The following is a 23,799-nucleotide window of genomic DNA, read 5'->3' as shown; positions in this document are numbered from 1 at the left end:
TCGGACCTCCCACCAGGCCGGACGCTGCCAGAGTGGGACCGTGGGCGGCTACCGGCGGCGTGGACAGTTGGGACCCGCCGTCCCGATCGCTCCCGGCGCCCGGGTGGACAAGTTCGAGGTCTTCTTCGACCTGGTCTTCGTCTTCTCGTTCTTCATCATCACCCGGGCGACCGCCGCGAACATCTCCGGCCGGCAACTGCTGCACGCCGGTCTGGTGCTCGCCGTGCTCTGGTGGATCTGGGTGGTGCACAGTCTCGTCGCCACCCGGGTCCGGCTGGGCGAGGGCTACGTCCCGGTGCTCATGGTGATCGCGATGGTCGCCCTGTTCGCGTTCGCGCTGGCGCTTCCGCAGGCGTTCAACGACCCGAAGGGGAGTGCCGCCGGCCCGATGCTGGTGGCCATCAGCTACGTCGTGGTGCGGGCCGTCCACATCATCCTCTATCAGCATGTGGTGCGGGACAGCCCGCAGGAGCGGCGGCAACTGCGGCGGTTCGCGCCGGAGTTGGTGGCGAGCATCGTGCTCCTGCTGGCCGCCGCGTTGATCCCGCCGCAGATCGCCGACCCGAACCAGGCCGCCATGGTCCGGGACGGGCTGTGGATCGCCGTGGTGGTGGTCCAGTACGCCACCGGCTTCATCGTCGGCACCTGGGGCTGGGGGGTGACCAGCGCCGAGCACTGGACGGAGCGCTACGACCTCATCCTGATCATCGCGCTGGGCGAGTCGATCATCTCCACGGGGGTGGGCGGCAACCTGCTCGGCAAGCCGGTCACCTGGCCGGCGGTGGCGGCCGCCGCGCTCGGCATCGTGATCACCGCCGCCCTCTGGTGGGCGCACTTCGACTTCATCGGCCCAGCCGCCCGGATCGCCCTGCACGCGGCGGAGGGTGGCCCCCGGGTGGCGATGGCCCGCGACGCGTACGCGTACGGGTACCTGCCGATGATCGCCGGGGTGATCCTCTTCTCCATCGGCAACGAGGAGATCCTGCACAAGATCACCGACCCGGCCGGCGGGTTGGCCGAGCGGATCGAGGGACCGGCCGTGTCGATGCTCTTCGGTGGGTTGATCTGCTACTTCGCCGTCAACATGCTGTTCCAACTGCGCACTCTGCACACCGTCACCTGGACCCGCGTCGGCGTCATCGTGGTGCTCACGGCGGCCCTCCCGATCGGTCAGCACCTGCCGGCGCTGGGCGCGCTCACCCTCGCGACCGTGATCTGCGTGGGGCTGGTGGCCGTCGAGGTGCTGGTGATGTCGCAATCCCGGCACGCGCTGCGGGCCGCCGTGTTCCAGGAGCGGACGGCCCACGAGGCCCACGAGGCCGCCTGGCGTGCGCGCTGGCACGACCTCCGGGAGCCCGACGAGCCGACCACGCCGTGACCGACTGGGGTAGGCTCCGGCGCAGCGTCGCGGTGCACCCGGCCCGAAGGCCGCCGTGGGCATGGAGGCGCGGGCACAGCATGGGACACACGTGCACCCAACCGGTTCACCGGCCGGCCGGCTCGCCGCCGTCGGCAATCAGATGATCGAGATTCACCTCTGGCTCAGCGCGGAGCTGGCCCGTCTCAGGGAAAGCCTCGACACCGCGGGCGACACACTCCCCACCCGGGACCTGCGGGCGCACTGCCTGACCTTCTGCGCCGCCCTCGGCCGACATCACACCGGTGAGGACGGCGGCGCGTTCCGGCTGCTGGGCGACCAGGCCCCCGAGCTACGCCCGGTCATCGCGAACCTGATCAACGACCACGAGGTGGTGGCGGGGATCCTGGAGCGGGTCGAGACGATGTTGGCCGGGGACACGGCGGTGCCGCTCGCCCAGGTGCGCGCCGAGCTGGACGGGTTGGCCGCGCTGCTGGAGTCGCACTTCCGCTACGAGGAGAAGCGGCTGGTCGCCGCGTTGAACGCACTCAGCGGTCGACCCGGAACGGCCGAGGAACTCCTCGGCCTGACCGCACCGTCGGACACCGCCGACTGACGTCTGCCCCGCTCGGCCGCCGGAACGGATGGCTGTCCCGTTCAACCGCCGGAACGGCTGGCCTCCATGGCCCGCTCGGCCTTCGTGGCCCGCTCGGCCTCCGACCCCTGGTCGGGGCCGGGCAGCCGCTCGTAGCAGCGGATCTTCTCGCGGAGGTGGTCGTACTGGCGCTGGAGCAGGCGCATCTGCTCCTCGACCCGCGCCGCGTGGTGTTGCAGCAGCTCGCGCCGATCGTCGGCGGTGTGCTCGCCCTCGCGGGCCAGCTGCGCGTAGCGGCACATCTGGGCGATCGGCATGCCGGTGTCGCGTAGGCAGCGGAACAGCAGCAGCCAGCTCAGGTCGTCGTCGGTGAAGACACGCTGGCCGCCCGCCGTGCGCTCCACGTCGGCGAGCAGGCCGATCTTCTCGTAGTACCGCAGAGTGTCCAGGCTGAAGCCGCTGCGCCGGGCGGCCTCCGAGGGGGCGTAACCGCTCATGTCCCGAGATGCTAGTGCTTGACCTGGAGCGCACTCCAGGTTGGAGGCTGATCCACATGACGACGACACGGACGCTGGGACGCAGCGGCATCGAGGTGAGCGCGATCGGGATGGGGTGCTGGGCGATCGGGGGTCCGCTCTGGGGTGACGGCGGGCAGCCGTTCGGCTGGGGCGAGGTGGACGACGACGAGTCGATCCGTACCATCCATCGGGCGCTCGACCTCGGGGTGACCCTGTTCGACACGGCCAGCAACTACGGCGCCGGGCACAGCGAGCGGATCCTCGGTCGGGCCCTGGCCGGCCGGAGGGACCGCGCGGTGATCGCCACCAAGTTCGGCAACGTCAGCGACGAGACCACCCGGCGGGCGCTCGGCACCGACGCCAGCCCGGCCTTCGCGGTGCGCAGCCTGGACGAGTCGCTGCGCCGACTCGGCACCGACCACGTGGACCTCTACCAACTGCACATCAACGAACTGCCGGTGCCCACCGCGCTCGACCTGGTCGGCACCCTGGAGGACCTGGTCGACCAGGGCAAGATCCGGGCGTACGGCTGGAGCACCGACGACCCGGCGTCGGCGGAGGCGTTCGCGGCTGCCGGCCCGCACTGCGCCGCCATCCAGCACGACGAGTCGGTGCTGCGCGACAACGCGGCGGTGCTGGCGGTGTGCGACGGCTACGACCTGGCCAGCCTCAACCGTGGGCCGCTGGCGATGGGGCTGCTCACCGGATCGACCCGGGCGGTCGGGGCGGACGACGTCCGTGGGCGGGCGCCGGAATGGCTGGAGTGGTTCACCGACGGCCGGCCCACGCCGCGCTGGGCGGCGCGGGTCGAGCAGGTCCGCGCGGCGCTCACCGCCGACGGGCGGACGCTCGCGCAGGGTGCGCTCGGCTGGCTGCTGGCCCGCAGCCCGCGTACGGTGCCGATCCCCGGTCTGCGCACGGTGGCGCAGGCGGAGGAGAACCTGGCCACCCTGGCGCAGGGCCCCCTGAGCGCCGAGGCGTACGCCGAGGTGGAAAAGCTCCTGACCGACCTACGCCCCACCCCCACGCCCTAACCCATGCCCCATCCCCCGTCGATCTTGCAGTTGCTGTCTTGACAGAACGGGTGCAGTCGGGCAAAACGGCGACATCATGTGCAAGATCGGCGGGGAGTGGGGGCGTCCACGGCATCGTGATGGACGAAGATGGGGTATGCGGATCCTTCTGGCCGGCGCGTCCGGCTTCCTCGGCACGTGGCTGGCGGACCGGCTCACGGCGGACGGGCACCAGATCATGAGGTTGGTTCGCCGCCCGCCGCGCGGCCCGCAGGAGCGGCGGTGGGACCCCGCCGCCGGGCAGCTCGACCCGGCCGCGGTCGCCGGGGCGGACGCGGTGGTCAACCTGGCCGGCGCTGGCGTCGGCGACAAGCGCTGGAACGACGACTACCGGCGGTTGATCCGCACCAGCCGGGTGGACAGCACCAGCACGCTGGCGACCACCCTCGCCGGGCTGCCCGTCGCCGACCGGCCCCGGGTGCTGCTCAACTCCTCGGCCGTGGGTTGGTACGGCGACACCGGCGACCGGGTGGTCGAGGAGGACGCGCCGGCCGGCGAGGGTTTCCTGGCCGACGTCTGCCGGGTGTGGGAGGCCGCGACCCGGCCGGCCGAGGACGCCGGGGTACGGGTGATACGGCTGCGCACCGGTCTGCCGCTGCACCATGGCGGTGGGCTGCTCAAGCCACAACTGTTGCCGTTCAAGCTGGGCATCGCCGGTCGGCTGGGCAGCGGCCGGCAGTGGCTGCCGTGGATTTCCATGGCCGACTGGCTGGACGCGGTCCGCTTCCTGCTGGAGCACGACGACATCGCCGGCCCGGTCAACGTGGTGGGGCCGAACCCCGTCACCAACGCCGAGTTCACCCGGGAGCTGTCCCGGCAGCTGCACCGCCCGGCGATCATCCCGATCCCCGCGCTGGCGCTCAAGGTGGCCCTCGGCGGCTTCGCCCACGAGGCCCTGACCAGCACCCGCGTCCTGCCCGGCGTCCTCACGAGTGCCGGCTACCCCTACCAGCACCCGCATCTCCCCGAGGCCCTGCGGGCGGCCCTCACCGCCTGACCACCGCCCGCCCCGCCCTGCGCCCCCGCCCTCACCCGCGTTGATCATGAAGTTATTGCCACTCGCCTCGGCGTGTCGTGGCAATAACTTCATGATCAACAGGGGTCAGCACCCAGGGGTGCGGGTCGGTCAGCAGCCGATGACCCAGTAGTTCGGGGCGGTCTGCTTCAGAACGCTGGTGTAGAAGGTGTTGTAGAGACCCATCCGCTGGTTGGACCCGTTCGCGTAGGCGTAGCCGCCCGACTGGTAGGCCCGGCCGGCCGCCACGTGCGCGTAGTTGCTGGCGGTCACGCAGGTCGGCGGCGTGGTCGGCGTGGGCGTGGCCGTCGGGGTGGGGGTCGGCGTGGCCGTCGGGGTCGGGTTGGTGCCGCCGCCGTTCAGGCCGAAGAAGAGCGCGTCCCGGTACGTCGAGCAGATCGTGTCCAGGAAGTAGGCGGCGGCGCTGCCGCACTGCTCAGCCCCGGAACCCGGGTCGACCGGGGTGCCGTGACCCATTCCGGAGATCCGGTAGAGCCGCACGTCGTCGTTGCCGTACACCTCCAGGCTGGTGTTGCCGGGCAGCGACGAGGTGCTGGTCGGGGTCTGCGACACCCCCCGCACGTTGGTCCACTGGTCGCGCGACTCGGTGCCGTTGAGCGGCGTGACGGTGGTGTCCGAGGTGCCGTGCCAGATGGCCACCCGGGGCCGCGGGCCGGTGTAGCCGGAGTACGCGCCACGGACCAGGTCGCCCCAGGCGGCCGGGGTCTTGTCCGCGCCCGGGTTCATGCAGCTGAACGCGTTGACCATGCTGGTGGCGCAGCGGTACGGGATGCCCGCGATGATCGAGCCGGCGGCGAAGACGTCCGGGTAGGTGGCGAGCATGACCGCGCTCATCGCCCCACCCGCGGAGAGGCCGCTGACGTAGACCCGGGAGCCGTTCACCCCGAAGTTCGCCTTGGCGTGGTCGACCATCTGCTTGATCGACAACGCCTCGCCCTGACCCCGGGTGGTGTCTCCCGCCTCGAAGAAGTTGAAACAGGAGTTGGCGTTGTTGCCGGAGGGCTGCTGGGCGACGATCAGGGCGAACTTCCACTGGTCGGCGTACTTCTGCCAGCCGGAGTTGGCGAAGTAGCCGGACGCGTTCTGGGTGCACCCGTGCAGCAGCACCACCGCCGGGGAGTTGGCCGGTAGGCCGTCCGGCCGGTAGGCGTACATGGCGAGGTTGCCCGGGTTCGAACCGAACCCGGTGACCTGGGTGAGGGTGGCCGCCTGGGCGGGCGCGGCGATGGCGACCGCGCCCGCTACGGCGAGGACGAGCCCGGCGACCGCACCGATCAGCCGGGTGAGGGTGGACGAGGAGCGGCGCACGGCGGCCTCCAGAGGGGCGGACTGTGAACTGGGTCACGGTCGAATTGCCGAGACGTTACGACGATGTGTCGCCGCTATGACATGGGGCGCGGTCACACATTCACAACCGCCGTTGTGGTCGGCAGACCGTCGACTGTGGGGAAGTGCCCCCTCCCCTACCTCAGGCGATAACAACGGTCCCCTCCTTGCAGGTCTGACCGGCCCGTCCAGGTCCGGTTGGTAACGTCCGCTGCGTGCCGTCCTCCCCGTCTCTGGCCACCGGGCCCGCACCCGCGTCGCCGCCGCGCGTCGTCCGGGACCGCCGGGCCGACCTGATCGTCGCGCTGGTGGCGCTCGCGCTCGCCGTCTGGGTGACCAGTGGGCTGTGGCGGGACCCGAACACCCGAACCATCACCGCCAACTCCAGCGACCAGGCGCTCTTCGAGTGGCTGCTGGCCTTCGGCGGGCACGCGGTCACCCATGGGGACAACCCGCTCTTCACGTACCTGATCAACGTGCCGGACGGCGTGAACCTCGCGGTCAACACCTCGATCACCGTGTACGCGGTGGTCTTCGCCCCGCTCACGTACCTGATCGGGCCACCGGCGACGTTCCTGGTGATCCTCACCCTGAACCTGCTCGCCACCGCGCTGGCCTGGTACTGGCTGCTCTCCCGGCACCTGGTCCGCAGCCGGCTGGCCGCCGGGATCGGCGCCCTGTTCATCGCCTACTCCCCCGGCATGATCTCGCACGCCAACGCCCACCTGAACTGGACCGCCGGCTGGCTGGTGCCGCTGCTGATCTGGCGGCTGTTCGCCCTGCGCCGACCCGGGCACTGGCTCCGCGACGGACTGATCCTCGGCGTACTGGTGGCGGTGGCGTTCTCGATCGCCGCCGAAGGGCTCTTCTTCACCGCGTTGGCGCTCGGGCTGTTCGTCGCCGTCTGGGCTCTACACCCGGCCAACCGGGTCGAGGCACGCGACGCGCTGCCCACCTTCCTGCGCGGGCTCGGGGTGACCGCCGTGGTGGCCGGCGTGCTGCTGTCGTACCCGCTGTGGCTGCACTTCGCCGGGCCCCAACGGTTCCACGGCACCGGCTTCGACCCGGTGATCCACTCCGAGGACATCGCGGCGTTCACCGCCTTTCCGCGCCGCTCGCTGGCCGGCGAGGCAGGGCTGGGCACCTCCCTCGCACCGAACCCGACGGAGGAGAACTCGTTCTTCGGCGTCCCGCTGCTGGTGCTCACCCTGGTCTGCTTCGTCACGCTCTGGCGGCGGGCCGACGCCAGCCGGCGGGCCACCCTCTGGGCGCTGGGCGTCCTCGCGCTGATCTTCACGGTGCTCTCCTTCGGCCCGGTCGCCAAGGTCGACGGGCGACGCACCGATCTGCCCATGCCGTTCGACCTGCTCGGACAACTACCGGTGGTGAACGCCGCGCTGCCGGCCCGGCTGGCCCTGGTGGTCGCGCCGGTCATCGGGCTACTGCTGGCGTACGCCGTCGACCAGTTACGCGCCGCACCACCCCGGCACCGTTCCACGGAGCTGGCCTGGCTGCTCGGGTTCGCGGTTGCCCTGGTACCGCTACTGCCCACCCCGCTGCTCACCGACGAGCGGGAGCCCATCCCGCGCTTCATCGCGTCCGGCACATGGCGGGACTACGTCTCACCGGACGGGGTGCTCACCCCACTGCCGCTGACCGTGGACATCTACCCGGACGGCCAGCGCTGGCAGGCGTACGCGTTGTCGCACCGGCAGGGCGAGTTCGCCATTCCGGGCGGCTTCTTCCTCGGCCCCGGCGGGCCGGACGGGCGCGGCCGGATCGGCCCGGTCCCACGCACCCTGAGCGCCCTGATGGACCAGGCCGGCCGTACCGGGTTGGTGCCCATCGTCACCGACGGGACCATCCGGGAGGTCCAGTCGGACCTGCGGCACTGGCGGATCGAGACAGTGGTGCTCGCCGACCAGGTGCACGGCGCGAAGTTCGAGGTCGACGAGGAGGCGCTGCGGCGTACGGCGACCGCCCTGTTCGGCGAGCCGCAACGGGTCGACGACGTCTGGCTCTGGCGCATCCCACCCGCCGACCGGTAGGCGGCGGGGCACCCGAGCCAGCCGTCGTCGCGTCTAATGGGCTGATGCGAATGACAGGCAGGCGACTTCGGCGCGGCGCCACGGTCGGCGTCGTGCTGGCGCTCGTGGTGCCGTGCGCGCCCGCCGCCTCGGCCGCCGACAGCACGGCCGGCGCGGTGCCGGCCCAGGTGCACAATCCCTGGCTGTGGCAGGCCACCGTCGGGCAGCGCCCGACCGGCCCGGCCGCGCTGGTCTTCTTCACCAGCCGCACCCGCTACCTGGAGTCGACCGGCGTGCTGATCGGCCGGGACGGCGGTTACCGGCTGATCCCGCTGCACGTCGCCGAGGACCATGGGCTGCTCTCGCCGGACGGGCGGCACTACCTGCGGCCGTCCGGGGAGTTGCTGGACCTCACCAGTGGGCAGCAGCGCCGCCCGATCCACACCGGAATGCGGCCGCTGGCCTGGTCGCCGGACGGGCAGCGGGTCCTGAGCACCCGCAGCAACGACGACAGTGTGATCAGTTACGGGCCGGACAATCAGCAGCTCAACGACCCGGAAAAGCCCGACGACCTGCTCATCCTCGATCCGTACCGGGGCACCGAGCAGGTGGTCGCGGCCGGCACCTTCGCCGCGCACGCCGTAGCGGCCTGGTCACCCGACGGCGATCTGGTGGCGGTAGCCGGCCCGCCCGACGTGCCCGCGACGGTCGCCGAGCGCCAGCGGCTGGTGGTGATCGACCCGGCCGGCGGCGTCCCTCGCTGGCAGGTCGAGCTCGGCGATCGGCGGATGCTGGCCGGCCCGGCCGCCTGGCACCCGGACGGCCGGCGGATCGCGCTGCTCGCCTTCGACGGCTGCGCCGGCCCCGGCTGCACGTCCGACCAGGCGGCGGCACGCACCTGGCGAATCGAGTTCCTGGACGCCGCGACCGGCCAGGCCGTCGGTCAGCCGCTGCCGGTCGCCGCCTCGACCGCGGAGATCGTCGGCTGGCGCGGCGGCGACCCGGTGGTCAAGCAGTCGATCGGGGCGGACAACGACGGGGACCGGCAGGCCATCCTCGCCGCGCTGTCGCCGGGGGGTGCCCGGGACGTGCTGGTGACCGGGCCGCCCGGGTCGACCGACCTGGCGGTGCCGGGCGACCTGCTCACCCGGGCCGCGTTCGGTGGTCCGGAGCGCCGGCCGTCGCCGTTCGCCGCCCCGCTCTGGCTCTACCTGGCGCTGGCCGTGCCGACGCTGCTCGCCGCCGCTCTCGCCGTCCGCCGCCTGCGTCGCCGCCGCGTTGCGACCGGCGCGGCTCCGGCATGACGTCGAACGGCCAGGTCGGGCGGACACGGTCACCCAGCGGGTCGCTGCCGGGCACCGACACCGACACCGGTGGTGATCTTCCCCGGTGAGGCGGCTCACCAGGGAAGATCGCCGTCAGCGGGGCTAGGCTGAACGCCGTGACAACGACGACCTCCGGCCTGACGGCCGTCCGTGCCGGCCTGCTCGACTACCAGGCCGCCTGGGACGAGCAGCGGCGCCTGCACGAGTCGGTGGTGGCTGGCGAGCGCGGCGACACCGTGCTGCTGCTGGAGCACCCGAGCGTCTACACCGCGGGCAAGCGCACCGAGCCGTGGGACCGGCCGACGGACGGCACCCCCGTCGTCGACGTGGACCGCGGCGGCAAGATCACCTGGCACGGGCCGGGGCAGCTCGTCGGTTACCCGATCCTGCGGCTGCCCGACCCGGTGGACGTGGTCGCCTACGTCCGCCGCACCGAAGAACTGCTGATCGACGTGTGCGCCGAGTTCGGGCTGGCCGCCGGCCGGATCGAGGGGCGCAGCGGGGTCTGGGTGCCCGAGGACGACCGGGGGCCGGCCCGCAAGGTGGCCGCCATCGGCATCCGGGTGGCCCGGGGCGTCACCCTGCACGGCTTCTCCATCAACTGCGACTGCGACCTGACGTCCTTCGACCGGATCGTGCCGTGCGGCATCCGGGACGCCGGCGTCACCTCGCTCACCGCCGAGCTGGGCCGCCCGATCAGCGTCGCCGACGTGCTCCCGGTGGTCGAGCGCCGACTGTCCACTCTCGTCGAGGTCTGAGCGGCGGCCCCCAGCGGTGACGCCGGGGACCGCCGCGCTCACGGGGTGAGGCGGTGCAGGTCGCGCGGGAACGCGGTGACCTCCCGGATGTTCGCCGCGCCCACCAGGCGGGCCACGAAGCGTTCCAGGCCGATGGCGAAACCTCCGTGCGGCGGCATGCCGTGCCGGAACGCGTCCAGGTACCCGGCGTACGGCTCGACCGGCTCACCCCGCACGGCCAACGCCGCCAGGTAGTCGGCGTGCCGGTGCAGCCGCTGCCCGCCGGTGACCAGTTCCAGGCCACGGAAGAGCAGGTCAAAACCGTTCGAGTACGCCGGCCGCGCCGGGTCCGGGTGGGTGTAGAACGGCCGCTTCGCCATCGGGTAGCCGGTGACGAAGAGGAAGTCCGACCCGTGTTCGCGCAGGGCCCACTCCCCCAGTGCCCGTTCGTGGGCGGGCGCGAGGTCCGGCTCGTCGGCGGGCGCTCCGGCGATCGTCAGCGCCTCGGTGAAGTGCACCGCCGGGATCTCCGCCGGGACCTCCGGCGGCGTGACGCCGAGTGTCGCCAGGGCGCCGCCGGCCCGCTCGCCCACCGTGGCCAGCATCCCGGCCAGGGTGTCGCGCAGCACGCGCATCACGTCACGGTGGTCGGCGACGAAGCCCAGCTCCGCGTCGAGCGACGTGTACTGGGCGAGGTGCCGGACGGTGTCGTGCGGCTCGGCCCGGAAGACCGGGCCCACCTCGTAGACACGTTCGAAGACGCCGACCATCAGCTGCTTGTAGAACTGCGGCGACTGGGCCAGGTACGCGGGCCCACCGAACCAGTCGAGCGCGAACACGTTCGCCCCGCTCTCGGTGGAGGAACTGACCACCTTCGGAGTGTGGATCTCCACGAACTCGTGGGCGTCGAGCGCGGCCCGGAACCCGGCCACCGCGGCCGCCGAGATTCGCAGCGCCGCCGACCGGGTGGGGTGCCGCAGCGCGGTGGGTGCGTTGTCGAGCTGGGTGGGCAGGCTCGCGGTGAGCGTCGGCCGGTACAGGTCGAACGGTGGCGGCACGGCGGGCGGGCCGAGTGGACGTACCGTCGGGTCGGTCAGCTCGACCCCGGCGGGCGCCGTCTCGTTCGCGGTGGCCGTCGCGGTGACCTCGACGACCGTCTCCTCGGTGAGCTTCTCCAGCTCAGCGCGGACGGCCGGGTCGGTGACGACCACCTGGGCCAGGCCGGCGGCGTCCCGCACGATCAGGAAGGCCACCGACTTGAGCATTCGGCGGCGGTGCACCCAACCGGCGATGCGCACGGTCGCGCCGATCCGGGCGGGCAGGTGGTGGGACAGGGTTCGTTGCATGGCGGGCTGCTCCTCGGTCGATCGCCACGCCGTCGCCGCCCTCGGGTGGCGACGCGTCGCGTCAGCCCCAGGGAGGTGTGGGCGAGCGGGAACCTCGCGGTGCCACCACACCTTCACCCCCGCCGAAGCGGGGGCCTCGTTCGTCGCCTGATGACCGGGGCCAGCCGGGCGGGCTCTACTGGGCACGGGACGACCCGCAACCGTTCTTCCCGCAGCTCGGGAGGGTCTTCACGCACCGGCGCCAGACCGCCTCTCAGCACCGGCGGCTCTCTGCACTGGCGGGTCGGCGCGCTACTCGGCTCCGTCGTCGCTGTTGGCGGTGACCGTAGCATCCGATCTCCCCGCGTGTGACGCCCATTTTCGACAGCCCGGTGTCCGGCGTCACAACGTCTGGGGCGTGACGCCGGTCGCCCGACGCACATAGACGCCCGCCGTCCGGCGTAGGCTCATTTTCGTGACGATCGAGCACTCCGCGCCGACGACCGGCCAGGCAGCGCGCACCGCAACGGCCGCCCCCGAGGGGCGGCGTCTGCTGCGGATCGAGGCGCGCAACGCCGAGACGCCGATCGAGCGCAAACCGCCATGGATCAAGGTCAAGGCCAAGATGGGGCCGGAGTACACCGAGCTGCGCGGGCTCGTCTCGCGCGAGGGGCTGCACACCGTCTGCCAGGAGGCCGGCTGCCCCAACATCTACGAGTGTTGGGAAGACCGGGAGGCCACCTTCCTCATCGGTGGTGACCAGTGCACCCGGCGCTGCGACTTCTGCCAGATCGACACCGGCAAGCCGGCCGAGTTCGACGCCGACGAGCCGCGCCGCGTCGCCGAGTCGGTGGTCTCGATGGGGCTGCGCTACGCCACCATCACCGGCGTCGCCCGTGACGACCTGCCCGACGGCGGCGCCTGGCTGTACGCCGAGACCGTCCGCCAGATCCACGCCCTGCAGCCGGGCTGCGGCGTCGAGCTGCTGATCCCGGACTTCAACGCCGTCCCGGAGCAGTTGGCCGAGGTCTTCGGCTCCCGCCCCGAGGTGCTGGCCCACAACGTGGAGACCGTGCCGCGCATCTTCAAGCGCATCCGGCCGGCGTTCCGCTACGACCGCTCCCTGGACGTGATCCGGCAGGCCCGCGCCGACGGCCTGGTCACCAAGAGCAACCTCATCCTGGGCATGGGCGAGGAGCGGGCCGAGGTTTCGCAGGCGCTGCGTGACCTGCACGAGGCCGGCTGCGAGCTGATCACCATCACGCAGTACCTGCGCCCCTCCACCCGGCATCACCCGGTGACCCGCTGGGTCAAGCCGGAGGAGTTCGTGGAGCTGCGCGAGGAGGCCGAGGAGATCGGCTTCGCCGGGGTCATGAGCGGGCCGCTGGTGCGTTCGTCGTACCGGGCCGGTCGGCTCTACCAGCAGGCCCTCGACGCCCGCGCCGCCACGCCGGTCGCCACCGCCGGCTGACCGCACCCGCGGCGCCGCACGGCCGTTCGGCGTCCGGATGCCATGATCGTGTGGTGACCGTCGGCGTACGCCAGCAGCCACGCGGCGCGGATTCTCCGCGTCCGCGGCCCGGCGCGCGCCTCGGCGTGGTCGGCTGGCTCACCGGGTTGGCCGTGCTCGCCGGGGTGGGTTACCGGGTCTGGCTGCTGGCACACGCCGCGCCGCCGACGAACAGTGACGAGGCCACCATGGGGTTGGCCGCGCTGCACATCGCCCGGGGTGAGGGCTTCCCGGTCTGGTTCTACGGCCAGCAGTACATGGGAACGCTGGAGGCGTACCTGGCCGCGCCGGTGTTCGCCCTGGCCGGTGAACCGTCGCTGATCGGTCTGCGGCTGCCCACACTGGCGCTGTACGTGCTGTTCCTGCTGGTGGCCTGGCGGTTGACGCTGCGGCTGACCGGGGACCGGTGGTTCGGGTTGCTGGTGGTGGCGCTGCTGGCCCTCGGCTCCGACCGGATCATCAAGAACCAGCTGATCGCCGGCGGCGGCTACCCCGAGATGAACGCCGCCGGGGTGGCGCTGGCCGTGCTCGCCGTCGATCTGGCCAGCGGGCGGCCGGGATGGCGGCTGGCACGCTGGGCGACCTGGGGGTTCCTGGCCGGCCTGATGCTCTGGGTCGACCCGCTCGTGCTGCCGTACGTGGTGGCGACCGGGGCGGTGCTCGTCGGGTTCTGCCACCGGGAGCTGCGGGGTGCCGCCGGGGCGCTGCTCGGGGCGGCTGCCGTGCTGGGGGCGGCCCCGCTGCTGGTGCACAGCCTGCTGAACGGACGGAACCCGCTGCACGCGGTGCTCGCCGCCAGTGGTGCGAACGCCGCCGCGGGCTGGGCCGACCGGCTGCACGGTGGCCTGCTGCTCGGCCCGCCGCTGGGCATGGGCTTCTGCGCTCCCGGCCAGTGCGCCACCTGGCAACTGTGGTGGGCGTTCGCCCTGCCGCTGCTGTTGGCCGTCGCCGCCAGCACCGCCTGGCGGGCCTTGCGCCGGCCGCCCACCGCCCCGACCGACCCCGCCGACCGGTCGCCCCGGGTGGCGGCGGCGATCCGGCTGGCGCTCGTGCTGGCCGCGGTGGCCACCCTCGGCGCGTACACCGTGAGCAGTGCCGCCGGCCGCACCCCGGTGGAGAGTTCCCGCTACCTGTCCTGCCTGCTCATCTCCCTGCCGGCGCTGCTCTGGCCGGTGTGGACGGTGGCCCGGCACGGTCTGCGACCGTCGGCGACCGACCGGCGCGGCGTCGCGTCGACGCTGGCCCGGCCGGTCGCGCTGGCGTTGCTCGCCGCCACGCTGGGCACCACCGCCCACGCCACCTGGCAGGCCGCCGAGACCGCCCCGGCGACGCGGGCCGCCGAGGCCCGGCACGCCGAGCTGGTGACCGTCCTGCGCCAGCTCGGCGTACGGCACGTGCGCGCCGGCTACTGGACCTGCAACCGGCTCACCTTCGCCAGTGCCGAGCAGGTGGTCTGCGCGGTCGTCGACGACACCCTGCGCCCCGGTTTCGACCGCTACCCCCCGTACCGCCGGGAGGTGGACAGCTCCGCGGCGCCCGCCTGGGTCGCACCGGCCGGGTCGCCGTTGGCGAACGTGCTCGACGAGCGGCTGCGCGCCGCCCCGGGCAGCCTCGCCCTTGTCACGATCGACGGCTGGCGGATCTACCTGCCGAGGTGATCCGGTCAGTGGGGTGAGGGCGCGTCGAGCAGGCCGAGGCGGTGGGCCAGGGCGGCGGCCTCCACCCGGTTGGTCACGCCCAGCTTGGCGATGATCCGGGACACGTGCACGCTGGCCGTCTTCGGGGAGATGAACAACTGCCCGGCGATCCGGCTGTTGCTCTGCCCCTCGGCGACCAGCCGCAGCACCTCCCGCTCCCGAGCGGTCAGCAGGTCGGCGCCGGCCCCGCCCTGCCCCGCCGTGCGCAGACCGACCCGCCGCGCCAGGGTGGCGGCGGCTTCGGTGAGCGGCACCGCACCCAGCCGTCGGCCGATCTCGGCGGCCTCGGTGACGGCCGCCGCCGTCTCGTCGCGCTCGCCGGCGGCGGCGGCCGCCTCGGCGAGCGTCAGCAACGCCCGGCCCAGCGGGTACGGCTGCCCGTCCGCCCGCCACGCGTCGACCGCCGTACGCCACGCCGGCAGCGCCTGGTCGCCGACCGCGAGCAGGGCGGCGACCTGGGCGGCGTGCGCCCGCGCCGCCGGGTGCCGGGCGGGCAGGTCGGCGGCGAGCGCCGCCACGGCGGCCAGCACGTCACGGTCCAGCACGCGGGTGGCGGCACGCGCGGCGGCGCTGAGCACCGGCCAGCCCTCGCGGGGCAGCTGCGGCAGGCTCTCGTCGGCCACCGCGACACGGGCCGCCCGGATCGCCTCGACCTTGTCGTCGGCGGCCAGCCCCGCCTCGATCGCCAGTTCGTGCAGGGGCAGCCGGTGGTTCGGCCACAGGTAGGGCCGGTTGAGGAAGGCGAGTGCCCGGCCGACCAGCTCGTCGGCGCCCGGGTGGGCGCGGGCCAGTCGCAGCCCGGCGGCGAGCTGCAGCCAGTGCAACCCGGTGACACCGGACAGGTCGATCCGAGCCGCTTCCGCGCAGACCGCCTCGGCCTCGTCCCACCGACCCAGCGCGATCAGCGCCTCGGCCCGGTTGGACAGCAGGTACGCCCCGGTGGAGCGGCTGATCCCCACCCTCCGCGCCTCGGGCATGCCGGCCTCGGCGGCCTGCGCGGACTCGGCGTAGCGGCCCAACTCGCAGAGCGCGTCCGACTGGTACACCCGGGCGAGCACCAGGGCCGTGGCGTCCCCGGACGCACGGGCCACCGCCTCGGCCTGGCTCAGCTCGGCCAGCCCTCGCTCCAGGTCCCGCTCGCCGTGGCAGAGCAGGGCGATCCGCGCGGGCAGCAGGGCCCGGTTCTCGCCGAGCGCCTCGGCGTCCGTCGCAGCCTCGGCGGCCACCCGGGCCGCCTGCTGTGGGTCGATCTTGACCAGGTGGGCGGCGATGTCGGCGAGCAGCCGGACCCGTTCCACGCCGGTCGGGCCGCCCGCCGCCAGCCGGTACGCCTCACCGAGTTCCCGGCTGCCGTCACTCTTGCCGAGCAGCGCCAGCAGCCGACCTCGCTGGTCCAGCAGGCGGGCGGCGCGCAGCGGCGCGGCGTCGGCATCCACCTCGGCCAGCCCGGCCCGGGTCAGGGTGATCGCCCGGCTGAAGTCGCCGGCGGTGACCGCCGCGTCCAGGGTCTGCTCCAGCAGCGCCAGGTGGTCCATGCCGAGCAGGACGGCGGCGTCGGGCACCAGCTCCCACAGCTCCAGCGCCCGCTCCAACAGCCGGCGCTGCTCGGCGTACGCGTACCGGTCGGCAGCGGCGCAGGCCGCGGCTCGCGCGGCGACGAGGGCACGGGGGTGGTTGTGCGCGGCGTACCAGTGGTGGGCGATCTCGGCCGGGGCCCGGCCCGCGGCGACCAGGTGTGGCTGGGCCTCGATGGCGGCGGCGAACCGGGCGTGCAGCCGGGCGTGCTCGCCGGGCAGCAACTCGTCGTGCACCGCCTCGCGGACCAGCGCGTGCCGGAACTCGTAGTCACCCTCCCTACCGGCCACCACCAACTGGGCGGCGACGGCGGCGCGCAGGGCGTCCTCCAGCTCGGCCTCGGGCAGCGCGGCAACCTCGGCGAGCAGGTCGTGGGCGAAGCGGCTGCCGCCGGCCGCGGCGATCCGCAGCACCCGCTGCGCCGGCTCGGGCAGCCGGTCCACCCGGGCCAGCAGCAGGTCCCGCAGTGTCTCCGGGAGCGCGACGCAGCCGATCGGGTCACCGGCGACCGCCAGCTCCTCGATGAAGAAGGGATTGCCCTGGGTGCGGTCATGGACGTCGTCGACCGCACGGGCGGGCGGCTCGGCGCCGAGCAGGTCGGCGAGGATCGCGGCGGTGCCGTCACGGTCCAGTCGGCCCAGCTCGACCCGCTCCACGCCGCGAGCCCGATCGAGCTCGGCCAGGAACGGACGCAGCGGGTGCCCGCGCTGCAACTCGTCGGTGCGGTAGGTGCAGGCCAGCAGCAACCGGCCCGGCCGGGCGGCCCGGACCAGGAAGCCGATCAGGTCACGGGTGGAGCGGTCGGCCCAGTGCAGGTCCTCGATGATCAGCACCAGCGGGCGGGCATCGGCGAGCCGTTGGAACAGCTCGGCTACCAGGTCGAACAGGTAGCCGCGCGGGGCGTCGCTGAGCGGGACGGCGCGCGGCGCGGCCAGCGCCGTGGACGCCCGGCCCAGCTCCGGCAGCAGCGGGGCGAACTCGGCCTCGTAGCCGGCGAAGACCTCGGGGCCGTCGGCGCGCAGCACCGCGCGCAGCGCGGCAGCGAACGGGGCGAACGGCAGGCCCGCCTCGCCCAGCTCCAGGCACTGGCCGACCAGCGCCCGCGCTCCGCCGTCGGTGGCCCAGCCGGCGAACTCCTCCAGCAGCCGGGTCTTACCGACGCCCGCCTCGCCACCGACCAGCACGGTGGTCGGCTCCCCCGCCCGAGCCCGGGAGAGCGCGTCGCGCAGCGCGGCGATCTCACGGTGGCGGCCGACGAGGACGGAGCTGGCGGCGCGTACGGTCACGGGTTCGAGCATGCCATGACGGCCCCCGCCGCCAGCCCCGCCGATCGGCCGGTGACCGGGCGGCGGGGCTGGCTCGGGTCTTGTGGCCGGTGCGGCGGGCGCGGTCACCGGCGGGCGTCGCCGGTGCGGCCGGCCTGCTTGCGCCGGCCGAACCACCCGCGGCCGGCGCGGCGCGCCAGCGACCGGGCGAGCCGTTCCGCCTCCGCTTCGGCGCGCAGCTCGGCGGCGTGGGTACGGTGCAGGGAGAGCAGAAAGTCCGCGTCGTTGCCGAACATGTCGGGCTCCTTCGTGGCGTCGTCGTCTTCTGCTGATGACTCTTCGCGCGAAGGCCCCACCCGGGCATGGGCACAGCGCCTCATCTTCCCGACCGCCGCCCTCCTTACCCGCCCGGTCCGGAGGCGTACGGCGACGTAAGGTACTCAGCTGCCCCGGCACCCGGACGCGGATCAACGGGGCGGGCGGCGACCACTAGACTCAGCGGTATGGCAAAGCCCCAGGAGAAGGTCTCGTTCGGCCAGCGGCTGAAGCAGATCGGGATGGTGTTCCAGTTCACCGCCAAGCAGGACCGGTGGTTCGCGCCGTTGGTCGCCGCCGCGGTGCTCCTCCCGCTCGCCCTCACCGTGGTCGCGGTCATCCTCTGGGGCTGGATCTGGCTGCCGCTGGGCATCCTGTTCATCCTGCTCGCGGTGCTGATCGTGCTCAACCTGCGCTCCAACAAGGCGATGATGAACGCCGCCGAGGGGCAACCCGGCGCGGCGGCGCAGATCATGGAGAACATGCGCGGCGACTGGCGGGTGACCCCGGCGGTCAGCTCGACCACCCAGATGGACATGGTCCATTTGGTGATCGGCCGCCCGGGCGTGATCCTGCTGGCTGAGGGCAACCCGCAGCGGGTGCGCGGCCTGCTCGGGCAGGAGAAGCGGCGGCTGTCCAAGGTGATCGGCTCCGCCCCCCTGCACGACTACGTGATCGGGCAGGAAGAGGGCGAACTGCCGATCCGCAAGCTGCGGACCACGCTGCTGCGCCTGCCCCGCGCGCTCTCCGGTAAGGACGTCAACTCGCTGGACAAGCGACTCAAGGCGCTCACCGCCCGACCGCAGATGCCCAAGGGCGCGATCCCGAAGAACATGCGGCCGCCGGGCGCCTTCCGCCAGTCGCGGGGCCGCTGACCCCCATTGGCGTACGACGAGAAAGAGCCGGACCCCGCGCGGGTCCGGCTCTTTCTTGGTCGCCGGGCTGGGCTCAGCCGCGCGGTGCGTCGACGATGACCGAGTCGGTGAGCCGGTCGTGCAGGCCACGCCGGTGCTCGTTCATGATCAGCGCGGGGACGACGAGGGCCAGCAGGAGGCCCCGGATCAGCCCTCGGAGCACGCCGATCCGGCCACCGTCGTGCCAGTTCACGCAGCGGACCTTGGTGATGTACATGCCCGGCGTCTGGGCGAACAGGCCGAGGAAGATGCCGTAGACCAGCACCAGAACCAGCACCGGCGCCCAACCGTCACGCACCGGGTCGGCGAAGAAGTTGGACACCAGCAGGCAGAGCACCCAGTCGATGATCAGCGCCCCGAACCGCCGACCGAGGCTCGGCGGGGTGAAGGTGGGGTCGGTGGCCGGCGCTGCCGGGGCGTGCGGATTGGTCACAGCGGTCAAGGGTATCCGCGCGGGGACGAGGGCTCGCCGGGTGCCCGCACCCCTGCGTGCCGAATCGGGCCAAAGGCATCAGATGTCATTACACTGGCACAGCCGGTACGGCGTTCGCGGCGGGCCGAAGGCGTGGACAGGAGCGTCGCTGACGCTCCGCGAGGGACGTAACACGGCAGAAACAACGGAGACACGGCCGGGCAACCGCTTGGCCCTAGCGTCGCCAGAAGCCTAGCCACCCCGTGGACGTGCCAGGAGGATGTGTGTTCGCCAATCCCGAGGAACTGCTGCGATACCTCAAGAACGAGGACGTGAAGTTCGTCGACGTACGTTTCTGTGACCTGCCCGGCGTGATGCAGCACTTCAACCTGCCGGTCGAGTCCGTCAACGACGACCTCTTCACCGACGGCCTCGCGTTCGACGGTTCGTCGATCCGCGGTTTCCAGGCGATCCACGAGTCGGACATGCTCCTGCTCCCGGACGTCGCCACCGCGTTCATCGACCCGTTCCGCGCGCAGAAGACCCTCGCGCTCAACTTCTTCATCCACGACCCGTTCACCCGCGAGGCCTACAGCCGCGACCCGCGCAACGTGGCGAAGAAGGCCGAGGCGTACCTCGCGGCGAGCGGCATCGCCGACACCGCCTACTTCGGCGCCGAGGCCGAGTTCTACATCTTCGACTCGATCCGCCACGAAACCTCGGCGCACCAGTCGTTCTACTACATCGACTCGATCGAGGGCGCGTGGAACACCGGCCGCGAAGAGCCGGGCGGCAACCGCGGTTACAAGACCGCGTACAAGGGCGGCTACTTCCCCGTCCCGCCGGTCGACCACTACGCCGACCTGCGTGACTCGATCGTGCGCCGCCTCGTCGACACCGGCTTCAACGTGGAGCGCTCGCACCACGAGGTGGGCACCGCCGGCCAGTCCGAGATCAACTACCGGTTCTCCACCCTGCTGCACGCCGGTGACCAGCTCCAGCTCTTCAAGTACATCGTGAAGAACGAGGCCTGGGCCAACGGCAAGACCGCGACCTTCATGCCCAAGCCGCTGTTCGGCGACAACGGTTCCGGCATGCACACCCACCAGAGCCTCTGGCTCAACGGTGAGCCGCTCTTCTACGACGAGACCGGCTACGCCGGCCTGTCCGACACCGCCCGCTGGTACATCGGCGGCCTGCTGCACCACGCGCCGTCGCTGCTGGCCTTCACCAACCCGACGGTCAACTCGTACCGCCGGCTGGTGCCGGGCTTCGAGGCGCCGGTCAACCTGGTCTACTCGCAGCGCAACCGCTCCGCCTGCACCCGCATCCCGGTGACCGGCAGCAACCCGAAGGCCAAGCGCGTCGAGTTCCGCGTGCCGGACCCGTCGGCCAACGTCTACCTGGCCTTCTCGGCCATGATGATGGCCGGCCTGGACGGCATCAAGAGCAAGATCGAGCCGCCGACGCCGATCGACAAGGACCTCTACGACCTCCCGCCGGAGGAGTGGGGCGACGTCAAGCAGGTGCCGGGCTCGCTGCCGGCCGTGCTCGACTCCCTCGAGGCCGACCACGACTACCTGCTCGACGGCGGCGTCTTCACCCCCGACCTGATCTCCACCTGGGTCGAGTGGAAGCGGGCCAACGAGGTCGACCCGGTGCGCCTGCGCCCGACCCCGCACGAGTTCGCCATGTACTACGACTGCTGAGCAGTCGCTGCACCACCAGCTCGGGCCGGCTCCGCGTACGCGGAGCCGGCCCGAGCCCGCTTCATCCCACCCACTGTTGGTGATCAGGTGTCGAAAAATAGGTTCCAGGAGTGTCCCTGACCTACTTCTCGTCACTTGATCACCGGGGTCGGGTGCGCCGGAGCAGCAGGAGCACGGCCAGGAGCAGGGCGGTCATCGCCACGGCGCCGGGGGCCTTCGTGAAGCGGGCCAGGTTGGTGCCGTCGGGCAGGGCGAGGAAGGCCGCCACCGCGACCGGCAGCACGAACCACGTCGTCCGCACGGCGGTGAGCGCGAGCAGCGCCAGCGGCCAGGTCGCGTACCAGGGATGGAAGACCGGGGACAGGACGACGGTGGCGACCAACGCCAGCGCCGCGCCGTGCAGCGCCACCCGGGGGCGCGTCGCCTCGATCCGCGCCATCGGCTGCCGGACGTCGTTCACGGCGCGCAGGGCCCGCCAGGCCCGCCACCAGAGCACCACCAGCACCCCGGCGAGCAGCAGCAGGGCAACCGCGCGAACCACCGGCACCGCCCCCGGCTCCCGGCCGACCAGCGCGCCGGCGTAGTCCACCACCAGCCCGACGGCGGTCGGCGGCGACGTCCACTGCTCCGAGTCACCGCTGTGGGTCAGCCCGCCCACCCAACCGAACCCGAGGCCGGACAGCGCCGAGGTGACCAGCGACGCGGCGAGCAGCCCGCCGGCCAGCCAGCCGCCGTCGCGCAGCAGCGCCCGTACGGTGTGGCGACCGCGCACCGCGGCCAGCGCGGCGAACGGCACCACCACCAGGGCGCTGGCCTTCACCGTCACCGCCAGCCCGAGCAGCGCCCCGGCCAGGAGCAACGCCGCGGGCAGACCCGGCCGCCGGATCACCAGCAACAGCCCACACAGCAGCAGCCCGAGCATCAGCGCGTCGTTGTGCGCTCCGGCCACCAGGTGCACCCCGACCAGCGGGCCGGCCAGCGCCAGCCAGACCGCCCGCCGAGAGGGCACCCCGGCCGCCCGCGCCAGCCCGGGCAGGCAGAGCGCGGCCAGCAGCAGGCCCGCCACGGCGGCCAGCCGCAGCGCCACGACCGTGCCGGTGAGCCCACCGCCGAGGCTCACCGCGAGCGCCGCGAGCAGCACGAACACCGGCCCGTACGGCGCCGGTGTGTCCCGCCAGATGGGCGCCACCGTCTCCAGCCACGGGCAGCCCGCCGCCGCCACTCCCACCGCGTACGGGTCGACGCCGTGTGCGTACGTCCAGCCCTGACAGGCGTACGAGTAGACGTCCCGACTGCCCATCGGTGGCGCGACCAGCAGCGGCAGCGCCCACAGCCCAGCGGTGGCGTACGCCCAGCGGGTCGACGGCACACCCCCGCGCAACGACCACCACGCGCCGACCAGCAGGGCGGTGCCGACCAGCCAGCAGGCCAGCGTCGCCGGGCCGCCCGGGGCTCGCCAGATCGACACCGGTGTCGCGCCGAGCGGGGCGTCGGGTAGTGCGCCGCCGAGGTACCCGGCCACGGTCAGCAGGACCGCGCCGACCAGTCCCGCGTACCGGGCGAGGCGTGCCGACAGAGGACCAGGCGGCGGACCAGGCGGCGGCGCGCCGGGAGCGGTCACCGGCGCACCTTCCCTCAGTCGGCGGCGACCGGCTGACGGGCCGCCCGAGCCGACCGTACCAACCGGATGACCACCACGATCACCAACAGCGTCATCAGCGGCGCCCCGACCGTCTTGGTGTACCGGGGCAGGCCGGTGCCGTCGGGCAGCACCAGGAACGACGCGACCAGGGCGACCACGGTGAACCATCTGGTCCGCCGGGCGGTGGCCGCCAGCACGAACAACGGCCAGGTCCAGTACCAGGGGTGCACCACGGGAGAGAGCGCGACGGTGAGGGCGAGCGCGAGGCCGGCGTAGTACAGCGGGTCGCGGGTGCGCGCTCGCCACCACAGCCAGACGAGGAGCACGGCCAGGAGCACGACGGCGATCCCGCGCGTCACCGGCAGCGCGTCGACGTGCCCGCCGAACAACGCCGCGACGTACCCGATCGTCTGCCCGGCGGCTGTCGGCGGGGAGGTCCAGGCGATGGCGGCGCCGCCCTGGGACAGCCCGCCGACCCAGCCGAGGTCCAGCCCGCCCGCGACGGTCACCCCGACGACGGCGGCGACCGCGCCGCCGACCACCCAGCCGCCGTCGCGGATCAGCGTCCGGATCCGGTACGGCCCGGCGGTGGCCGCCAGCGCGGCGAACGGCACCACCACCACGGCGGTCACCTTGATCGCCACCGCGACGCCGAGAAGCAGCCCACCAACCAGCAGCATTCCGCGCCGGCCCGGGTGCGACGCCACCACGGCCAGCCCACCGACCAGCGCGGCGAGCATCAGCACGTCGTTGTGTGGGCCGCCGATCAGGTGCGCGGCGACCAGTGGGGAGCCCAGGGCGAGCCACACCGCCCGCTTGGCCGGCACACCCGCCCGGCGCGCCAGCGCCGGCAGCGCCCACGCGCACAACACCACCCCGACCAGCGACAGCGCCCGGAACAGCACGATGCTGGCGGTCAGCGAACCGGTGACCTTGACCACCGCACCCGCGATGAGCACGAAGAGCGGCCCGTACGGCGCCGGAGTGTCGCGCCAGATGACCGAGACCGTGTCCAGCCATGGACAGGGCAGCGCGGAGACGCCCTGCTCGTACGGGCTGATGCCGCCGGCGAAGCTGGCACCCTGGCAGGCGTACGCATACACGTCCCGGCTACCGAAAGGCGGTGCGACCAGCAACGGCAGCAACCAGAGCCCCACGGTGACCAGGGCCCACCGCGTCGACGTCCCCCCGTCGCGCAGCGCCCACCAGGCGTACGCCATCAGGCCGGAGCCGACCGCCCAGGCGGCGAGGATCAGCGGGCCGTTGGGGCCCTGCCAGATGCTGACCGGGGTGCTGCGCAGGGGGCCGCCGGGAAACGCGCCCCCGAGGTAGGCGGACAGCGCGAGCAGCGTCGAGCCGGCCAGGCCGGTCCAGCGCGCGAGGTGGGAAGGCACGGTCGACATGCTGCCAGCACCGCGGCGGGACGACGACGGCAGGCACC

General features: G+C 72.9%; 19 protein-coding genes. 11 read left to right on the top strand and 8 right to left on the bottom strand.

Translation table 11 applies throughout. From position 1 onward, the window contains the following. The first annotated feature begins 40 nt into the window (after nucleotides 1-40). Nucleotides 41-1,378, top strand: coding sequence for a low temperature requirement protein A (locus tag ACQEUX_RS00370; RefSeq protein WP_433039575.1), 1,338 nt, complete (start codon nucleotides 41-43; stop codon nucleotides 1,376-1,378). Nucleotides 1,379-1,469: 91 nt separating this feature from the next. Then, complete coding sequence (locus ACQEUX_RS00365; RefSeq protein ID WP_433039573.1) at nucleotides 1,470-1,973, top strand: hemerythrin domain-containing protein; 504 nt, start codon at nucleotides 1,470-1,472, stop codon at nucleotides 1,971-1,973. A gap of 41 nt (nucleotides 1,974-2,014) precedes the next feature. Here the strand turns inward: ACQEUX_RS00365 and ACQEUX_RS00360 are convergent, their stop codons facing one another. Next, nucleotides 2,015-2,449 carry a MerR family transcriptional regulator gene (locus ACQEUX_RS00360; protein ID WP_433039571.1) on the bottom strand — a complete coding sequence of 145 codons (435 nt, stop codon included), beginning with the start codon at nucleotides 2,447-2,449 and terminating at the stop codon, nucleotides 2,015-2,017. A 56-nt stretch (nucleotides 2,450-2,505) separates the two neighbouring features. Between ACQEUX_RS00360 and ACQEUX_RS00355 the strand changes: the two genes are divergently transcribed. Next, the gene (locus ACQEUX_RS00355; RefSeq protein WP_433039569.1) at nucleotides 2,506-3,504 is read left to right on the top strand and encodes an aldo/keto reductase; all 999 of its coding nucleotides are present in this window, start codon (nucleotides 2,506-2,508) and stop codon (nucleotides 3,502-3,504) included. A gap of 136 nt (nucleotides 3,505-3,640) precedes the next feature. Further along, nucleotides 3,641-4,540 (top strand): TIGR01777 family oxidoreductase, encoded by a 900-nt coding sequence (locus tag ACQEUX_RS00350; protein WP_433039567.1) that lies wholly within the window; start codon nucleotides 3,641-3,643, stop codon nucleotides 4,538-4,540. Nucleotides 4,541-4,669: 129 nt separating this feature from the next. On the opposite strand, the gene ACQEUX_RS00345 is transcribed toward ACQEUX_RS00350, so the two are convergent. Beyond that, a complete protein-coding gene (locus ACQEUX_RS00345; RefSeq protein ID WP_433039565.1) occupies nucleotides 4,670-5,887 on the bottom strand; it encodes an extracellular catalytic domain type 1 short-chain-length polyhydroxyalkanoate depolymerase in 1,218 nt (405 codons plus the stop codon). A gap of 233 nt (nucleotides 5,888-6,120) precedes the next feature. Between ACQEUX_RS00345 and ACQEUX_RS00340 the strand changes: the two genes are divergently transcribed. The 3 genes from ACQEUX_RS00340 (at nucleotide 6,121) to lipB (ending at nucleotide 10,015) form a co-directional block, all read left to right on the top strand. Continuing rightward, nucleotides 6,121-7,953 carry a DUF2079 domain-containing protein gene (locus ACQEUX_RS00340; protein ID WP_433039563.1) on the top strand — a complete coding sequence of 611 codons (1,833 nt, stop codon included), beginning with the start codon at nucleotides 6,121-6,123 and terminating at the stop codon, nucleotides 7,951-7,953. A gap of 44 nt (nucleotides 7,954-7,997) precedes the next feature. After that, nucleotides 7,998-9,236, top strand: coding sequence for a hypothetical protein (locus tag ACQEUX_RS00335; RefSeq protein ID WP_433039561.1), 1,239 nt, complete (start codon nucleotides 7,998-8,000; stop codon nucleotides 9,234-9,236). 137 nt (nucleotides 9,237-9,373) lie between these two features. After that, nucleotides 9,374-10,015 carry a lipoyl(octanoyl) transferase LipB gene (gene lipB / locus ACQEUX_RS00330; RefSeq protein WP_433039559.1) on the top strand — a complete coding sequence of 214 codons (642 nt, stop codon included), beginning with the start codon at nucleotides 9,374-9,376 and terminating at the stop codon, nucleotides 10,013-10,015. A 38-nt stretch (nucleotides 10,016-10,053) separates the two neighbouring features. Here lipB and aspS read toward each other — a convergent pair whose 3' ends face one another. After that, entirely contained in the window at nucleotides 10,054-11,340 is a 1,287-nt protein-coding gene (gene aspS, locus ACQEUX_RS00325; RefSeq protein WP_433039557.1) for an aspartate--tRNA(Asn) ligase, read from the bottom strand. A 454-nt stretch (nucleotides 11,341-11,794) separates the two neighbouring features. On the opposite strand from aspS, the gene lipA reads away from it, so the two are divergent. Continuing rightward, a complete protein-coding gene (gene lipA / locus ACQEUX_RS00320) occupies nucleotides 11,795-12,790 on the top strand; it encodes a lipoyl synthase (protein ID WP_433039555.1) in 996 nt (331 codons plus the stop codon). 125 nt (nucleotides 12,791-12,915) lie between these two features. Beyond that, nucleotides 12,916-14,487, top strand: coding sequence for a hypothetical protein (locus ACQEUX_RS00315; protein WP_433049463.1), 1,572 nt, complete (start codon nucleotides 12,916-12,918; stop codon nucleotides 14,485-14,487). Between the two features lie 5 nt (nucleotides 14,488-14,492). Here the strand turns inward: ACQEUX_RS00315 and ACQEUX_RS00310 are convergent, their stop codons facing one another. Together ACQEUX_RS00310 and ACQEUX_RS00305 are read right to left on the bottom strand one after the other, a co-directional pair. Next, a complete protein-coding gene (locus ACQEUX_RS00310; protein ID WP_433039553.1) occupies nucleotides 14,493-17,387 on the bottom strand; it encodes a helix-turn-helix transcriptional regulator in 2,895 nt (964 codons plus the stop codon). Between the two features lie 104 nt (nucleotides 17,388-17,491). Next, on the bottom strand, nucleotides 17,492-17,662 hold the full coding sequence (locus ACQEUX_RS00305) for a hypothetical protein (protein WP_433039551.1): 171 nt from the start codon (nucleotides 17,660-17,662) through the stop codon (nucleotides 17,492-17,494). Nucleotides 17,663-17,869: 207 nt separating this feature from the next. Between ACQEUX_RS00305 and ACQEUX_RS00300 the strand changes: the two genes are divergently transcribed. Then, nucleotides 17,870-18,556, top strand: coding sequence for a DUF4191 domain-containing protein (locus tag ACQEUX_RS00300; protein WP_145779624.1), 687 nt, complete (start codon nucleotides 17,870-17,872; stop codon nucleotides 18,554-18,556). Nucleotides 18,557-18,629: 73 nt separating this feature from the next. On the opposite strand, the gene ACQEUX_RS00295 is transcribed toward ACQEUX_RS00300, so the two are convergent. Further along, nucleotides 18,630-19,028 carry an RDD family protein gene (locus tag ACQEUX_RS00295; protein WP_433039549.1) on the bottom strand — a complete coding sequence of 133 codons (399 nt, stop codon included), beginning with the start codon at nucleotides 19,026-19,028 and terminating at the stop codon, nucleotides 18,630-18,632. A gap of 263 nt (nucleotides 19,029-19,291) precedes the next feature. Here ACQEUX_RS00295 and glnA point away from each other — a divergent pair, with 263 nt between their 5' ends. Continuing rightward, on the top strand, nucleotides 19,292-20,716 hold the full coding sequence (gene glnA / locus ACQEUX_RS00290; protein WP_433039547.1) for a type I glutamate--ammonia ligase: 1,425 nt from the start codon (nucleotides 19,292-19,294) through the stop codon (nucleotides 20,714-20,716). Nucleotides 20,717-20,855: 139 nt separating this feature from the next. Here the strand turns inward: glnA and mptB (ACQEUX_RS00285) are convergent, their stop codons facing one another. Next, the gene (mptB, locus tag ACQEUX_RS00285; RefSeq protein ID WP_433039545.1) at nucleotides 20,856-22,337 is read right to left on the bottom strand and encodes a polyprenol phosphomannose-dependent alpha 1,6 mannosyltransferase MptB; all 1,482 of its coding nucleotides are present in this window, start codon (nucleotides 22,335-22,337) and stop codon (nucleotides 20,856-20,858) included. 14 nt (nucleotides 22,338-22,351) lie between these two features. Further along, nucleotides 22,352-23,752, bottom strand: a complete 1,401-nt coding sequence (gene mptB / locus ACQEUX_RS00280) for a polyprenol phosphomannose-dependent alpha 1,6 mannosyltransferase MptB (protein ID WP_433039543.1) — start codon at nucleotides 23,750-23,752, stop codon at nucleotides 22,352-22,354. Nucleotides 23,753-23,799: the final 47 nt, after the last annotated feature.

Origin of the sequence: Micromonospora sp. CA-259024, from assembly GCF_050936255.1 — a bacterium.
Lineage (GTDB): Bacteria > Actinomycetota > Actinomycetes > Mycobacteriales > Micromonosporaceae > Micromonospora.
This window is presented reverse-complemented; position numbering and strand designations above follow the sequence as displayed.

What these genes read in the sequence shown, in the direction of transcription:
- ACQEUX_RS00355 (WP_433039569.1), top strand. Translation starts at nt 2,506, where the DNA reads ATGACGACGACACGGACGCTGGGACGCAGCGGCATCGAGGTGAGCGCG.
- aspS (WP_433039557.1), bottom strand. Translation starts at nt 11,340, where the DNA reads ATGCAACGAACCCTGTCCCACCACCTGCCCGCCCGGATCGGCGCGACC.
- ACQEUX_RS00360 (WP_433039571.1), bottom strand. Translation starts at nt 2,449, where the DNA reads ATGAGCGGTTACGCCCCCTCGGAGGCCGCCCGGCGCAGCGGCTTCAGC.
- ACQEUX_RS00305 (WP_433039551.1), bottom strand. Translation starts at nt 17,662, where the DNA reads ATGTTCGGCAACGACGCGGACTTTCTGCTCTCCCTGCACCGTACCCAC.
- ACQEUX_RS00350 (WP_433039567.1), top strand. Translation starts at nt 3,641, where the DNA reads ATGCGGATCCTTCTGGCCGGCGCGTCCGGCTTCCTCGGCACGTGGCTG.
- ACQEUX_RS00300 (WP_145779624.1), top strand. Translation starts at nt 17,870, where the DNA reads ATGGCAAAGCCCCAGGAGAAGGTCTCGTTCGGCCAGCGGCTGAAGCAG.
- ACQEUX_RS00335 (WP_433039561.1), top strand. Translation starts at nt 7,998, where the DNA reads ATGCGAATGACAGGCAGGCGACTTCGGCGCGGCGCCACGGTCGGCGTC.